The sequence below is a fragment of the Bradyrhizobium sp. P5_C12 genome (genome assembly GCF_054049735.1).
Genome location: NZ_JBFULU010000002.1, coordinates 181,309 through 196,785 on the forward strand (window position 1 = coordinate 181,309; position 15,477 = coordinate 196,785).

A 15,477-nucleotide genomic window follows, 5' to 3' on the forward strand; every position below is an offset into this window, starting at 1 on the left:
CAAACCGCTAGACCAGCGCGCGAGCGACGCCGCGCGCCGCGCCACAAGCTGCACGTTTTGGTGCAGCGGTGCCCGCGCAGAGAGCACGCAATCGCGGACTGTTCCACGCGAGAAAAGTGCAGCGCACACCACGGATTTCTCGGCGCAAATCGTGACGCCCGCTGCACTGCAATCGGAGCGCCCAAAATAGTCTGTCTAATTTGCAGGCGATCGGGCGGCGCTGCGGGATATGGGCCTGCCTATGAGCTATGCATAGCGGTCGGCTCAGCCTCTCTTTATTGTACGAACAGTAAGAGAGGATGTTGCCGGCCCGGATCGTGCATTGCGGGAGCCACTGCCGATACAAGCCGCGATTCTCGCAAGCAACGGTGCGGCATCCTCGACGTGCAGCCGCCCGTAGCCAAACACCAGGCCCTGCCGCGTCGGGCCGCTCCAGAAAATTCTGCGACAAAGGCTGCACGTGGATGCCGGCCTGTTTCAGGACTGCGGCCGCCTCGCGGTCGCTCATCCGCGCCCGCATTGCGTCGGTGAACAGCGCCACCAGGTGCAGTCCGGTGACGGCGGACGATACCGCCAGATCATCAGGCATCAGCGTTGTGATTGCGTCGATCAGCGCCTTGCGCCTGGCGGCATAGATCCGCCGCATCCCCCGCAGATGCCGCAACAGGTGCCCCTCGCGCATGAACTCCGCCAGCGCGAGTTGTCCGATGCCGGAGGTGTGCACGTCGATCCGCGCGCGGCCTCTGGAAAATCCTTCGATGAAGCGCCTGTTGGCGACGATGTAGCCGAGCCGCAGGCTCGGCATCATGATCTTCGAGAAGGTGCCGAAATAGATCACCCGCCCCTCGCGGTCGAGCGAGCGCAACGAGGCGATCATGCTGTCCTGATGCCTGAACTCCGAATTGTAGTCGTCCTCGATCACCCAGACGTCGTTCTTGTTGGCCCAGTCGAGAAGCTCGAGACGCCGCTCCAGGCCCATGCTGACGCCCAGGGGATATTGATGCGATGGCGTGACCACGATCAGCCGCGCATGCGGGGCGCGCCGGATTCCCTCCGGCACCACCAGCCCCTTGTCGTCGACGGGAATGGGAACAAGCTTTGCGCCGGCGGCCGTGAGCGCCCATCGCGCCTCGACGAAGCCCGGCTCCTCGACCCAGACCTCGTCGCCGGGGTCGAGGATCATCCGGCTGCAGAAATCCAGCGCGCCCGATGTGCCGGAGGTGACGACGACCTCTTCCGGAGAGCAGACCAGACCGCGCACCGAGCCGAGGAAGTTCGCGATCTCGCTGCGCAGCCGCGGATGGCCTTCAGGGGGAAGATCGAGGCATTCCTGCTCTCTTGGATTTTGCCAGGCCTGACGCAGCAGCCGCGACCAGTCCTTGAAGGGAAAGCTCGAAATATCGGGCGCGCCCGGACTGAACTCCGACGGCCAGTTGGTCTCGTAGTCGGAGGCGAGCAGCGAGCGCCAGCGCTCCGACATGTGGGCGGGATCGGCGGCCGGCGACACCGGCGAAGGCGGCTGCGCATGTGGCACCGCGACGGATGCCACCATGACGCTGCCGCGCGGCATCGATTCGAGGTAGCCCTCCGCATAGAGCAGATCCCAGGCGGTCAATACCACCGTCCGCGAGCATCCCAATTCCCGCGCGATCTCGCGTGAGCCGAGAAATTGCGTTCCGCCTGGAAAGACCCCGCGCAGAATGCAGTCCCGGATATGCGCTGCAATCTGCAAATGCAGCGGCACGGCCAACGTCCGGTCGATACGCATCCCGGCAAGGGAGACGCGCTTGCTTGGGTGATGATCTCTGTCCATCGCGGCAGGAAGCTTCTCGAATGCCCGGTGAGCGCCACCAGATTCGCATCAGATTGAGGCAAGTCGGCATCGAGGTACAGCCTTGTCAGACCACACCCCAGCCTTCAATGCGGCAAGAAAGCCGCCCCCCGCGCCCTCGGCCTTACGGCCGGCCGCCGACGATCACACCGTCGTAATGCAGCCCATCCACTCCCGCCGCGTCGTGCATTCGATGAGCCGGCGCGGCCGCGACATGGCCGCGCCGATGCCGGGATCAGCGGAAATTGCCCTTGGTCTCGGGGATCACGATCGCCCCGATCAGGTAGACCACGAAGACGCCGACCGCGAAGTATGCCAGCGACATTGGAATCTCCGCGGGGCTCCCGCTCACCAGCGAGACGAAGGTCGGCATCATGCCGCCCAGCGCAAAGCCGATGTTCCAGGACAGGCCGGTGCCGCTTGCGCGCAGGGCGGTCGGGAAACGCTCGTTCAGGAAGATCAGCACCGGCGCATATCCGGCGTTGCCGATGAAGGCGATGGCGAACGCATAGAGCGTGATCTGCGTCGTGTCCTTGGTGGCCGCGAGGTTGAGATAGCACAGCGGCAGCAGCACCGCCGCCAGCACGCCGATGATGAGGAACGTCTTCTTGCGGCCGATCCAGTCGCTCAGCGCGCCGACCAGCACGGCCGAGAAGAACGCCGACACGCTCGCCCCCATCAGGATCAGCGACGAGGTCTGGTTCGGGACCGCGTTGATGACCTTGAGGAAGCTCGGCAGGTAGCCCGAGGTCAGATAGTAGCCGGCACCGCCGCCGAAGGTGATCAGCAGGTTGACCAGCAAGACGCCGCGATACTCGCCCGAAAAGACGTCCTTGACCGGCGCTTTCGACACCTTCGCCTGCTTGTTGCCCTGCTGGCGCTTCAGCTCCTTGAAATAGGGCGACTCCTCGAGGTTGCGGAAGATGAACCAGCCGAGCAGCGAGCTCAGCAGCCCCGAGAAGAACATGAAGCGCCAGCCCCACACCGCGAAGGCATCGCCCGGGAAGACCGACGACGTGATCAGGAAGACGACGGAGGCCAACAGCGCGCCGATGCCGGCACCGCCACCGCCGACCAGGCCGGACATCGCGCCGCGCCAATGCGCCGGCACCGACTCGGTGCCGATCGTGTGGGTGGAGGCCACGACGCCGCCGACGAATATGCCCTGCACGAGGCGCAGCAGCAGGAAAATGATCGGCGCGATTACGCCGACCTGGGCGATGGTCGGCAGCAGGCCGAACGCCGCCGTGCTGATGCCGACGCCGACGATGGCGATCAACATGGCCTGCTTGCGGCCGTGCACGTCGGCATAGTGCCCGAACACCGCCGAGCCGAGCGGCCGCATCAAGAGCGTCACGGCGAACGAGCCGTAGACCGCCGCCAGCGACAGCGCCGCATTGCTCGACGGAAAGAACAGCGCGCCGACGACCGGCGCCACGTAGAGCAGAATGAACAAATCAAACAGATCGAGCGCCCATCCCAGCACGGACGCGATGATCGCGTTGACCATTTGCTTGTTGTCGGCCGGCGCCTGTGCACCTGCGACCGGCATATCCATCTCAGCCATTTTTATCTTCCTCCCCCTTTTGAGTAGCGCCGCGGTTCGCGCAATTGCGAACCGCGGCAGTTGGTCGTGTCGCGTATCAGCGGCCGGCGAATTTCGGCGGGCGCTTGGCGTTGAAGGCCTCGACGCCTTCCTTGAAGTCGTCCGACTGGCGCAGACGGCTGTAGCAATGACCCTCCAGCTCGATCGCGATCGCGAGCGTCGAGTCCTCGGTGTCGTTCAGGAGCTTCTTGGCCGTGCGCTGCGCCAAGGGCGAGAAGGTGCGGAGCTCGTCGACGAGCTTGTCGGTGGCCGTCTCGAGCTCGGCATCCGGCACGCATTCGGTGGCAATGCCCCACTCCAGCGCCTGCTTGGCCGAGATGCGCTTGGAGCGCATCACGATGTCCTTGGTGCGGGTGATGCCGACCATCTTCTGCAAGCGTGCCGAACCGCCCGACCCCGGGATCTGGCCGAGCTTCTGCTCCGGCAGCGCGTATTGCGTGGTTTCCGACGCGATGCGGAAATCGCAGGCGAGCGACAATTCGAAGCCGACGCCGAAGCAATAGCCGCGGTTGGCGACGATCACCGGCTTGGCGCAGCGTGCGGGGGCTGCGATGTTCCAGGCGAGCTTGGAGACATGCTCGGGGCTCGCTTCCATGAAGCCGCCGATATTGCCGCCGCTGGAGAAGTGCTCGCCCTCGCCGCGCAGCACGATGACGCGGACGCGCGGGTCCTCGTCCAGCGTCTCGAAGGTCAGCCGGAGCTGGTCGCGCTGCGGCATCGCGACCACGTTGTAGGGCGGACGTCCCAGGATGATGTCGGCGCGCTCATGCGCCTCGTCGATCTCGACCTTGAACCCGTCGAGTTTTGCGAGTCGGGGATCGGTAAACGTATAGGCTGATGGCATTTTGGTTTCCTTCTGTTGGTGATTGATGATCAGGCGGCGTCCGACGGCGGCATGCGCTCGGCCTCGTATTCTCCGGCGACGAGCAGTCGCCGCAGCAGCTTGCCGACGGGCGATTTCGGGATCGCGTCAACGAACACGTAGCGGCGCGGCCGCTTGAAATTGGCGAGGCCCGAGGTGCGGCAGAACTGCTCGAGCTCGACCTCGGAGACTGGCTTGTTGCGCTTGACGAAGGCCGCGACGACCTTGCCCCACTTCTCATCAGTGACGCCGACCACCGCGACCTCGTCGACCGCGGGATGCAGCGACAGGCAGCTCTCGATCTCGACCGGCGAGACGTTCTCGCCGCCGGTGATGATCATGTCGTCGACGCGGCCGGTGACGAAGAGGTCGCCATCGGGATCGACGAAACCGGTATCGCCGGTGAAATACCAGCCCTCGCGCAGCGACTTGGCATCGGCCTCCGGGCGCCGCCAATAGCCTTCAAAGGCCTCGTCGCCGGCGAGTGTCGCGATGATCTCGCCCTCCTCGCCGACCGCGGCCAGGTCTGCGACCGAACGCGCTCCGATGCGCACGACCTTGACGTGCTGGTTAAGGCCCGCCTTGCCCGCCGAGCCGGGCTTGGCGGCGGCGTTCTGGTCGATCGTGAAGGTGTAGATCTCCGAGCTGCCGTAGTGATTGACGAACAGCTCCGGCCGGAAGGCCTGGTTCAGCTTCTTCAGGAGCCCGTCGGTCATCGACGCACCGGCAAAGCCGAGCTTGCGCACGCTCGACACGTCGGTTGCGGCAAACGCCTCGTGATGGACGAGGTCGTGATAGAGCGTCGGCACCAGATAGAGGTTGGTGATCCCCTCCTTCTCGATCAGCGCCAGCGCCTGGCGGCTGTCATAGCGCGGCAGACAAATGAAGCTGCCGCCGATCAGCGACATCGCCAGCAGCGAGCGCACCCCCATGGTGTGATAGAGCGGCATCACCCCGAGCGTGCGCTCACCACGGCCATAGAGGTTTTGCGCAACATGGGCGATCGCGGCCGCCCGTTCGGCGCGATGCCGCCGTGGTACGCCCTTCGGCCGCGAGGTGGTACCGGAGGTGTAGAGCATGATCGACCAGGAATCGGCGCCGACGCGCGGCTCGGCGTCGGGCGCGGTATCCCTGATCAGATCGGCGAAGCTGGTCGCCTCGCCGCTTCCGGGATCGACGGACACGCGCAGCAGCTTGCCGGCAAGCGCCGAGCCCTGCACCGCCTCGGCAGAGATGTCCTGATAGAAGACCGCGCAGGCCTCGGCATTCGCGATGCAATAATCGAGCTCGTCGGCCTTGGCGCGCCAGTTGATCGGTGTGATCACAAGCCCTGCGAACTGGCAGGCCCAATGCAGCGTCGCCGCCTCCCAGCGGTTTTGCAGCAGCGTGACGACGTGATCGCCGGGCTTGAGGCCGAGGCGGTCGAACGACGCCACCAGCGCGGAGATCTTCTCGTACCACTGCCGGTAGGTCAGGCGGAGATTGCCATCGACCAGTGCAACGGCATGGGGATCGCGCGCGGCGCTGGCCATGAAGCTGCTGGCGAGATCAAGCATCGGACGTCTCTTCTGTAGCTGAGGCAAGCTGGGCGGCGGCTTCGAGCGCCGCCTGGATGATCGGGGTGTAGCCGGTGCAGCGGCACAGATGCCCGCTGAGGAGATCGCGGATCTCCGCTTCGGTCGGCGCCGGGTTGCGGCTGAGGTAGTGATCGAGCGACATCAAAATGCCGGCGGTGCAGAAGCCGCACTGGAGCGCATGATTGCGTCGGAAGGCGCGCTGCAGCACGCCGAGCCGGTCGGCGGACGGCGCGAGCCCTTCCACCGTCCTGATCTCGCAGCCATCGGCCTGCGCAGCGAGCGTGAGGCAGGACCGGGTCAGCATGCCGTCGACGACCACGGTGCAGGCGCCGCACACGCCGTGCTCGCAGCCGACATGGGTGCCGGTCGCGCCCAATTGATGGCGCAGGAAATCGGACAGCAGCATGCGCGGCTCGGCTTCGGCTTCGACGGCCTTGCCGTTGAGCGTGAAGCGGACGGGATGGCGGCTGTCGGCCTTGAGACGGGTCATTGTAGCACCTCGCCGATCAGGTCACGGCCGATCATGCGCACGAGATCGCGACGGTAGCGTGCGGTGGCGTGGACGTCGTCGCGCGCACCGAGCTCGTAGGCAAAGGCGTTGAGAGCATCGTCGAGCCCACTGCCGTCGAGCCGCGGCCAGTCGCGCGCGGTCGGGACGTCGGCGACGCCGCCGATGGCGAGGCGTATGCCCGATGGCGTTTTCATCGCCGCGCAGGCGACGATGGCGAAGTCGCCATGGCGGCGCGCGACCTCACGGAAGGCGAAGCGCGATCCCTTGATGACCGGCAGCGAGATGCCCTCGATCAGCTCATCGTCGGCGCGCGCGGTCAGCATCATGCCGGCGAAGAAGTCCTTGGCCGCGACGCGCCGCCGCCGCTTGGCGCTGCGCAGATGCACCTCGCCGCCGAGCGCGACCAGCGCGAGCGGCATCTCGGCGCTGGGATCGGCATGCGCGAGCGAGCCGCAGATGGTGCCGCGGCTGCGGGTCTGCATGTGCCCGACCCAGGGCAGCGCCAGCGCCACCAGCGGCAGCGCTTCGGCCAGATCGGGCCAGGCCAGCAAATCAGCCTGGCGCACGCCGGCGCCGACCACCACAGCGTCGTTCTGCTGCTCGATCTTGCGAAGCTCCTTGATCCGCATGATGTCGATCAGGAGCTTCGGCTTGGCGAGGCGCATGTTGAGCATCGCCATCAGCGACTGGCCGCCGGCGAGCACACGTGCATCGCCGCCCTCCTGCGCGAGCCCCTCGAGGACGTCGCCGACAGTTTCGGCGCGGAGATAGTCGAATGCGGCGGGCTTCATCGGCGCCCTCCGAACATGCCAGCGAGCTTTGCCAACAGCGCGAACAGCGAGAAACCGCCGCCCGACGCGCCCCCACCGCCGGCCTTGCGGGCCAGCGCCGTAAAGAACTGGCCGATGATCACCCGCGTCGCGCCGTCGAGCAGGCGGCCGCCGATGCTGGCGACCTTGCCGCCGATGGCGGCGTCGTAGCTGTAGGTCAGCTTTGTGCCACCGCTGCCGTCGGGCGCGAGCGTAATGCGTCCCTCGGCGCTGCCGAAGCCGAGTGCGCCGGTGGCCCCTCCGCGCAAGGTGACCGCGCGCGGCGGATCGAGATCGAACAGCTCGACATCGGCGCGATAGCGGCCGCTGACGGGGCCGATGCCGAGCGTCACGTCGGCGCGGAAATGAGTCTCGGACACCTTGTCGACGCGCTGGCAGCCGGGAATGACGGACTGAAGGGTCGCTGGATCGAGCAGCATCGCCCAGACCTGCTCGGGCGCGCCCTTCACCGAGGCCTGCCCCTCGCCGCGCAACCGCCGGTCGCCTTCCCGGGCAGGTGCTACGCTCGCACCGCCAGCAGGAGGCGGCGGCTCGGCGCCGCGCACCAATTCCGCAAGCCGTGCCGGGACCAGGGGCAACGTAACGTCGGCAACGCCGAGCGCATCCGCGACCGCGTTGGCGAGGCACACCGGCGTCGACATGCAATTGCCCTCGCCGACGCCTTTTGCACCCAGTGGCGTAAACGGCGACGGCGTTTCCATGTGGATGATCTGCGGCTCCGGCACCTCGGTGGTGGTCGGCAGCAGATAGTCGGCGAACGTTCCCGTGAGGAAGCTGCCGTCTCCGGCGTAGGCGTACTCCTCGTAGAGCGCGGCACCGAGCGCCTGGGCAAAGCCGCCGCGAATCTGGCCGTTCACCATGCCGGGATGCAGGATCGTGCCGCAATCATGCATGGTGACGTAGCGGTCGATCCGCGTCTCCAGCGTGGTGCGGTCGATCTCGACGCCGCAGAAGTCGAAGATGAAGCCGTGGCAGAGCGAGGAGTTGATGCGGTCCTCGTCATCGGGCGGCGTCAGCTCCGGCGGCGTCCAGAACATGGTCTCGCGAATGGTCTGCCCGGCATCGTCGGGCAACGAGCCGGGCGACCAATGGCTGAGGGCTGCGACGCGCGAGAACGCCATCCGGTTCTCCGGATTGTGCTTTGAGGCGACGAAGCCGCGCGTGAACACGATGTCGGCGGCCTCGACGTTCAACTGGCTGGCGGCGATGCGGGCGAGACGGCCGGCAACGCGCTCGGCTGCGAGCTTTGCCGTGCCGGCCACCGCTGCTGCGAAGCGGCTGGCATAATTGCCTGATGCGATCGACCACGCGTCCTTCGCCGTATCGATCTCGGTATTGACGCGGATGTCCTTGGGCTCCAGGCCAAACACGTCGGCAACGACCTGCGACAGCACGGTGCGATGGCCCTGCCCCTGCGGCACCGAGGCGACGTGAACGGTGACGCTGCCGACCGGATCGAGGCCGACGGTCGCGGTCGCCTGCGCGCCGTTCTTCGGCCCGGCCTTGCGGCGCTCGGCCGCCGTCAGCACGGTCGTGATGTAGCCCATGTTGGAGACGCTGGGCTCGACCACCGTGGTGAAGCCGATGCCGTAGAGACGCCCCTGTGCGCGTGCCTCATCGCGCCGCGCCTTGAGCTCGGCGAGCCTGCCCTGCTCGACCGCACGCGCGATCGCTTCCTGGTAGTTGCCGGAATCGAGCAGCGCGCCGGTCGCCGTGCGATAGGGAAAGGCGCCGGCATCGATCAGGTTGCGCCTGATGACATCGAGCGGGTCGAGACCGAGGCCGATCGCGATGCGCTGCACCAGCCGCTCCAGCGCGAAATAGACCTGCGGTCCGCCAAAGCCGCGGTTCAGGCCGGTCGGCGTCTTGTTGGTGACGACGACGCGGTTGCGGATCCTGACGTGCCGGATGTCATAGGCGCCCGTCATGTTGCCGTGCATGCGGTAGAGCGTCGCCGGCTCGGGCGCGCGCAGATGCGCGCCGCAATCCTCGACCTGGTCCCAGTCGAGCGCGAGGATTTTTCCGTCGGCCGCGACCGCCGCCGCCAAGGTCGTCGCGCGGTTGGTTGCCGACACCGATGCGGTGAGATGCTCGAGCCGGTCCTCGATCCACTTGACCGGCCGTCCCGTAACGCGGGCCGCAGCCGCGATCAGCACGATGTAGGGGAACACGCCCTGCTTGACGCCAAAGCTGCCGCCGGAATCCGGCGGCGTGCGCAACCGCAGCCGGTTGCCCGGCACTTTCAGCGCGCGCGCGATCACTGTGTGGATGCTGAATGGCCCCTGGAAATTCGCCAGAACCTCGAAGGCATCCTCGGCGGCATCATGCGAGGCGACGACGCCGTAGGTCTCGATCGGCGTGCAGGAATTGCGCGGGTAGCGGATGTCGATGGAGAAGCGATGCGGCGCATCCGCAAAGGCCCGCTCGGGATCGCCGTAACGGAATTTGCGCTCGCTGGCCAGATTGCCGGGAAAACCGTCGTGCAGGACAGGCGCATCCGGCGCGAGCGTCCCGAGCGGATCGACGACAGCGGCCCGTGGGCGATAGTCGACATTGATCAGCTCGGCCGCGTCCTCGGCGCGGGCACGGTCGGTTGCCACGACCACGGCGACGGGCTCGCCGACATAGCGCACGCGGTCGATCGCAATGGGCCAGCACTCGACCGGCGCCTTGACGCCGACGACGAGGCTCGTGGTGACGGCCTTGACCTGCTCGCCGGTCAGGACCGCCGCGATGCCCGGCAAGCGCCTGGCGGCTTCAACATCAATGGACAGAATATCGGCGTGCGCATGTGGCGAGCGCAGGATGGTCGCATGCAGCGTGCCGGGCTGGACGCCGAGATCGTCGATGAAGCGGCCGCGGCCGCTGAGCAGCGCGGCGTCCTCGACGCGCTCGATCGAACGCCCGACCCACCGCCTGTCGCCGCTCCCTTGCTGATCGCCTGAATTTGCGGACTTGACCGCAGCCTGCACCATGTCCCGGCATACCTCCCGACGCGTTCTTTGACGCGACGGTGACAGTTGTCAGGACAGGAGGTGCGCGGGCCATACCGCCCGCTCTCACGACTTACCAAATCGTCTCATTTGAGCGCCCGTGCGGCGCAATATCAGCCCGCGAGACGCGAGACGTTGCGAAACTCGCGCGGGCTGACGCCGGCATGATCACGGAAGAAGCGCGTGAAATGCGCCGGCTCCGGAAAGCCGAAGCGCTCGCTGAGCTCGCCGAGCGGCGTGTCCTCGCGCATCACCGCGTCCAGCGCACGCTCCATGCGCACGACGTTGAGATAGAGTTTTGGCGAGACGCCGAGCGAGGTCTCGAACAGACGGAAGAACTGCGCGCGCGACAGGCCGGCGCCCTTCGCGAACTGATCGACGCCGGCATAGGAATCCTGCACCCGCATCGCGTCCATTGCGCGCCGGATCCGCCAGTCGCAGCTCACCGCGCTCATGCCGCGGATCGAGGTCGGAAAGCTGCGCCAGGGCGTGAAGCGCTCGATCACCGCGATCATGAGGTCGGACAGCGTCTGCTCATGGGTCCGCACCGCGTCGGGATTCGCCATCATCTCGGCGGCGAGGTGCAGGGTGAGCTGACGGATGCGCGGCGACACCTCGCCCGACGGACGCTCGAAAAAGCCGGGCGCTCCGCTCGCAGCCCAGCCGGGCCGGAACTCCTTCAGCCATTCCGGCTCGATATAGAGCGCCATGATGAGCGTGCGCGGACGGTCGGCATCATGCACATAGGCGTGCGGCTTCCAGCCGTCGACGAGCACGGCGGCGGTGTCCGTCAGCGGCGTGACCTGGTCGCCGACCAAAAACTGCGTGTCGGCGCCCTCGACCTTGAGCAGGACATGGCAGTGATGATGAGCGTGGCGAACCAGCGAACGATCCATGTCGAGCAGAGCGACCCTGCCGAAAGCACCATGAGCGATGCGCAGGGCCGTCGACATCAGTTCCTCCCTCCCGGCATTGCGCCGCAAAATGATTGCCTTGTTGGCGCGGCACTATAAGCAGCACCCGCTACATATTCCAACGGCGCAAAGGGACGCAAGTTGCTTCCGGGCGGTAATCCGCTCATGCGCGCGTCTCCGCGAGAAGCCGCGCGACCGCAGCGCTCGGATCGGCCTGCAACGCCGTGGCGAGATCGACCTCGTCCTCGCCCTTGACGCGGATGCGCTTGAAGGCGAGCTCGGGCGCACTGACCGGGGCCGTCGCATCGAGCCCCATCTTGGCGCTGATGCCGTTGTCGGCGGTCGGATCGAGTTTCGAGCCGAGCGCGCCGGATACGACCATGAGATCCCTGTCGGCCTGGAAGCGCGTCGCCACCGCCCATTCGATCTCCTCGGACGAGGAGATGTCGACGTCCTTGTCCACCACGACCACCTGCTTGATGTCGTAATGGGCGCCGAAGGCGCACATCATGGCGTTCTTCGGCTCGCCATCATTGGTCTTGTCCATCTTGATCGCGAGATGGTAGCGGCAGGTGCCGCCGCGCGTCAGGCGAACGTCGAGCACGTTGGGGAAGCTGCGGCGCAGATGCTGGAGCAGCGTCGCCTCGCGCGGCACGCCGCCGAGGATCAGATGCTCGAAGCCGCCACCGACGATGGTGTGGAAGATCGGCTGCCTGCGATGCGTGATCGCATCGACCTCGATCACCTCACGGTTGGCGCGCGGACCGTAATACTGGGGAAATTCACCGAACGGACCCTCGGGCTCGCGCACGCCTTGCAAAATCCGTCCTTCGATGACGATTTCAGCGTAAGCGGGCACGCGGACCGAATTGGTCCGGCATTTGACGACGTCCACGGGAGCGCCGAGCAGCGCGCCGGCGATCGCCATCTCGTCCTCGTCGAGCGCGGCAATCGCCTGCGAGGCCAGCAGCAGGGCCGGATGCGCGCCGATGACGATCGCGATCTCCAATGCCTGGCCCATCTCCTCCGCGAAGCGATAGTAGGAGAACGTATGCCGCGGCAGCAGCAGGACGCCGATGCGGTTCTTGCTGCTGATCTGGCAGCGATGGATCGAGACGTTCTGCACGCCGGTCTTCGGGTTGCGGGCGATCAGCAGTCCGGCAGTGATGTAGGGCCCGCTGTCGCGCTCATTGTGCTTTGGCACAGGAAGCTGGTGGAGCAGATCGACGTCCTCGTGGACGACATCCTGCACCGGCCCGCTCGCCACCTCGTGGGTCGGCAACGGCGCATTTGCGGCAGCAAGAAACCGAGGCAGCAACTGATCCTCGCTCACGCCGATGGAGTCGGCGACCCAGTCGCGGCCGGCAAACAGGTTTGCGACGACGGGGATCTCGTGCCCGTCGGGACGCGGAAACAGCACCGCGCTGTCGCGCTCCAGCCGCTTGGCAATTGCGGCGAGCTCATCGGTCAGCGCTACGCCCTCGTGGGCAATCGCGAGCTTGCCGCGGTCGGCGAGCTCAGCGAGCCAGGCGCGCAGATCGGCGGGCGCGTTCGAGCCTTTCCTCGCAACATTTTCCATTCGCATATGACGGGTCTTTCCTTGGTGTGGTCAGGGCGCGATCTTGCGCAGCGACGGCGAGCGGCGCTTGAGCGCCTCGTCCTCGCCCCAACGGCGCACGATGCCGATATCGATGTCGAACAGGTCGAGCACGCGGCCGACGGTGTGGTCGACCATGTCGTCGAGGTTATCGGGCTTGGCATAGAAGGCCGGCACCGGCGGCGCGATGATCGCGCCCATCTCGGACAGTGCGGTCATGGTCCTGAGATGCCCGGTGTGCAGCGGGGTTTCGCGCACCATCAGCACCAGGCGCCGGCGTTCCTTGAGCACGACGTCGGCGGCGCGGGTCAAAAGTGTCGTGGTCACGCCCGAGGCGATCTCGGACATCGAGCGCATCGAGCACGGCGCCACGATCATGCCGGCGGTGCGGAACGACCCGCTCGAGATCGCAGCCGCCATGTCGTCGATCGGATGGCTAACATTGGCGAGCTCCCTCACCTCCGCGATCTTCAGGTCGGTCTCGTAGGCAAAAGTCTGCTCGGCCGTCTTCGACATCACCAGATGGGTCTCGACGCCGGCATTGCGCAGCAGTTGCAGCAGGCGCACGCCATAGGTGACGCCCGAGGCGCCGGAGATGCCGATGATCAGCCGCTTGGGTGGTGCGCCTTGCATGTTTCTGGTTTCGCTCCCTGGGTCCCGCGACCCGCGGGGCCACGTTAGTCCGCCGCAAAGACTAGGCACCGACACCCATCAACACAAATAATGATTGATTATATGATCGATCATCTGGAATGATGACCTGCGAGCAAGATCCGAACGAAGGACAGGTCCGTGGAACTCAGGCAGATGCAATATTTCCTGTGCCTGGCCGAGGAAAAGAACGTCACGCGGGCCGCCCGCCAGCTCAACATCGTGCAGCCGGCGCTGAGCATGCAGATCGCCAAGCTCGAGGCCGAGCTCGGCCAAAAACTGTTCGACCGCAGCGTCCAGGGCATGACGCTGACCAGCGCCGGCGAGGCGCTGGTGCGGCTGACGGCGCCGATCGTGCGCGACGCGGAGTATGCGCGGCAGGAGATGGCGCAGCTCGGCGGCCGCATTTCCGGCCGGGTCTCTGTCGGCCTCATCACATCCGTCGCGCAGAGCACCATGGCAAGCTCGTCGGCGACCGTCGCCAGCCGCTATCCCGAGATCACGCTGTCCGCCTGCGAGGGCTACACCGAGACGCTGGTCGACTGGGTCAACACCGGCCAGCTCGATTTCGCGCTGATCAACGTGCCGCGCCGGAAGACGCCACTGGCCGCGCATCACGTCATGGACGAGGAGATGGTGTTCGCCTGCCGGAAGGACAGCCCGCTCAGGCCGCCTGCAAAGCTGCGTTTCGACCACATCGCGAATTTCGACCTCGTGCTGCCCTCCAAGCGCCACGGCCTGCGGCTGATCCTCGACGAGCACGCCGCCGCCGTCGGCATCGACCTGCGGCCGCGGCTCGAGCTCGACACCCTCCCCGCGCTGTGTGACGTGATCGCGACCACCGATTTCGCAACCGTGCTGCCGACCATCGCTCTCCGGCAATCGCTCGCGAGCGGGGCCATCCGGGCCCATCGCTTCGACGAACAAAGGATCGTGCGCTCGATTGCCTGGGTCCATCACCCGCGGCGAACGGTGTCGGTCGCGGCGAAGGCCGTGCTCGACGTCATCAGCCACGACCTCGCGCAGGCCGCCGCCGTGGCAAAGGAGTTCGTGGAGCCCGGCTCCGGCGGCACAAGCTCGTCCTCTCGCAGGGAACGCCGAAAGCCGCGGAGGCGAACGACGTCCTAGTTAGAACCGATCGAGACTTGGGCGCCCTGCGTTGCAAGCGGCAATCGCGAGCCCGATATTGCCTGAACCAGCCAACCGCACCCGGACAGTCATCCGCCACCATGCCTTTCTTCCGGCTCACCGAAGACGATCTTCGTCCTGACGATACCGGGGATTTCGATCCCGAGAACGTGCCGCGCCCTGTCGCCGCCTTCGGCGGCCACATGGTCACGAAGGGCATGGAGCTGGCCATGCATGCGCATCGGAAGGACGAACTCGTCCTGACTTTGCGCGGCATCGTCAGATTTGAAACCGACCAGGGCGTCTGGATTGTACCACCGCGCTGTGCGCTGTGGATCCCCGGCCATGTTGCTCACAGCGTGACCGTCGCCGGGAATGTCGAGATCTACTGCCTGTTCGTCGAACCTGATGCGACGGCGGCGCGGCCCCGGCAATGTTGCTCGCTGTCGATCTCCCCCTTGCTGGAACGGTTGCTGGTGCATGCCACTCACATGCCGGTGCTCTACGACGTCGACGGCGCCGACGGCCGGATCGCCACAGTGTTGCTCGACCAGCTGTCGCTGGCGCCCGTCGAGGAGCTGCGCTTCCCGATGCCGGCTGACGCAAGGCTGCGCAGGATCGCCACCGCGATCATGGCCAATCCCTCCGACCGCGCGACGATCGACGATTGGGGCCAGCGCATCGCCGTTGCCCCCAGAACCCTCACCCGCATCCTGCAACGCGAGACCGGCATGAGTTTTGGCCGCTGGCGCCAGCAGCTCCACATCCTCATCGCGCTTCAGCGTCTCGACCAGGGCGCGTCGGTCCAGACTGTGGCACTCGATCTCGGCTATGAGGGCGCGAGCGCCTTCGTCACGATGTTCCGCAAGGCGCTGGGCAAGCCGCCGGCGCGGTATCTGGCGGAACGCCGTATCGGCGCATATTGACCGGAAATCGCAACGGATTGTCCCGTTCGCGGAATGCGGTCGGCGCGACGA

Annotated in this window: 12 protein-coding genes; 2 read left to right on the forward strand and 10 right to left on the reverse strand. The window is 66.3% G+C overall.

Annotated elements, in window-relative coordinates; genetic code table 11:
- Positions 1-7: 7 nt before the first annotated feature.
- The 10 genes from pdxR to ACXJMY_RS02475 form a co-directional block, all read right to left on the reverse strand.
- Positions 8-1,813 (reverse strand): MocR-like pyridoxine biosynthesis transcription factor PdxR, encoded by a 1,806-nt coding sequence (pdxR, locus tag ACXJMY_RS02430; RefSeq protein WP_456617719.1) that lies wholly within the window; start codon positions 1,811-1,813, stop codon positions 8-10.
- 253 nt (positions 1,814-2,066) lie between these two features.
- Entirely contained in the window at positions 2,067-3,398 is a 1,332-nt protein-coding gene (locus ACXJMY_RS02435) for an MFS transporter (protein WP_456617720.1), read from the reverse strand.
- 76 nt (positions 3,399-3,474) lie between these two features.
- Positions 3,475-4,281, reverse strand: coding sequence for an enoyl-CoA hydratase/isomerase family protein (locus ACXJMY_RS02440; RefSeq protein WP_456617721.1), 807 nt, complete (start codon positions 4,279-4,281; stop codon positions 3,475-3,477).
- Positions 4,282-4,310: 29 nt separating this feature from the next.
- On the reverse strand, positions 4,311-5,855 hold the full coding sequence (locus ACXJMY_RS02445; protein WP_456617722.1) for an AMP-binding protein: 1,545 nt from the start codon (positions 5,853-5,855) through the stop codon (positions 4,311-4,313).
- On the reverse strand, positions 5,848-6,366 hold the full coding sequence (locus tag ACXJMY_RS02450; RefSeq protein WP_456617723.1) for a (2Fe-2S)-binding protein: 519 nt from the start codon (positions 6,364-6,366) through the stop codon (positions 5,848-5,850). The genes ACXJMY_RS02445 and ACXJMY_RS02450 overlap by 8 nt, the downstream gene beginning before the upstream one ends.
- A complete protein-coding gene (locus ACXJMY_RS02455) occupies positions 6,363-7,178 on the reverse strand; it encodes an FAD binding domain-containing protein (protein WP_456617724.1) in 816 nt (271 codons plus the stop codon). Before ACXJMY_RS02455 ends, ACXJMY_RS02450 begins: the two co-directional genes overlap by 4 nt.
- Positions 7,175-10,192 (reverse strand): xanthine dehydrogenase family protein molybdopterin-binding subunit, encoded by a 3,018-nt coding sequence (locus ACXJMY_RS02460; protein WP_456617725.1) that lies wholly within the window; start codon positions 10,190-10,192, stop codon positions 7,175-7,177. Before ACXJMY_RS02460 ends, ACXJMY_RS02455 begins: the two co-directional genes overlap by 4 nt.
- 131 nt (positions 10,193-10,323) lie before the next feature.
- Positions 10,324-11,163, reverse strand: a complete 840-nt coding sequence (locus ACXJMY_RS02465; RefSeq protein ID WP_456617726.1) for a helix-turn-helix transcriptional regulator — start codon at positions 11,161-11,163, stop codon at positions 10,324-10,326.
- Between the two features lie 124 nt (positions 11,164-11,287).
- On the reverse strand, positions 11,288-12,709 hold the full coding sequence (locus tag ACXJMY_RS02470) for a UbiD family decarboxylase (RefSeq protein ID WP_456617727.1): 1,422 nt from the start codon (positions 12,707-12,709) through the stop codon (positions 11,288-11,290).
- 24 nt (positions 12,710-12,733) lie between these two features.
- The gene (locus tag ACXJMY_RS02475) at positions 12,734-13,354 is read right to left on the reverse strand and encodes a UbiX family flavin prenyltransferase (protein WP_456617728.1); all 621 of its coding nucleotides are present in this window, start codon (positions 13,352-13,354) and stop codon (positions 12,734-12,736) included.
- Positions 13,355-13,528: 174 nt separating this feature from the next.
- Between ACXJMY_RS02475 and ACXJMY_RS02480 the strand changes: the two genes are divergently transcribed.
- Together ACXJMY_RS02480 and ACXJMY_RS02485 are read left to right on the forward strand one after the other, a co-directional pair.
- Positions 13,529-14,500: a LysR family transcriptional regulator gene (locus tag ACXJMY_RS02480; protein ID WP_456617828.1), complete on the forward strand. Its 972-nt coding sequence runs from the start codon at positions 13,529-13,531 to the stop codon at positions 14,498-14,500.
- A gap of 101 nt (positions 14,501-14,601) precedes the next feature.
- Positions 14,602-15,426, forward strand: a complete 825-nt coding sequence (locus ACXJMY_RS02485; protein WP_456617729.1) for an AraC family transcriptional regulator — start codon at positions 14,602-14,604, stop codon at positions 15,424-15,426.
- The last annotated feature ends 51 nt before the right edge of the window (positions 15,427-15,477 follow it).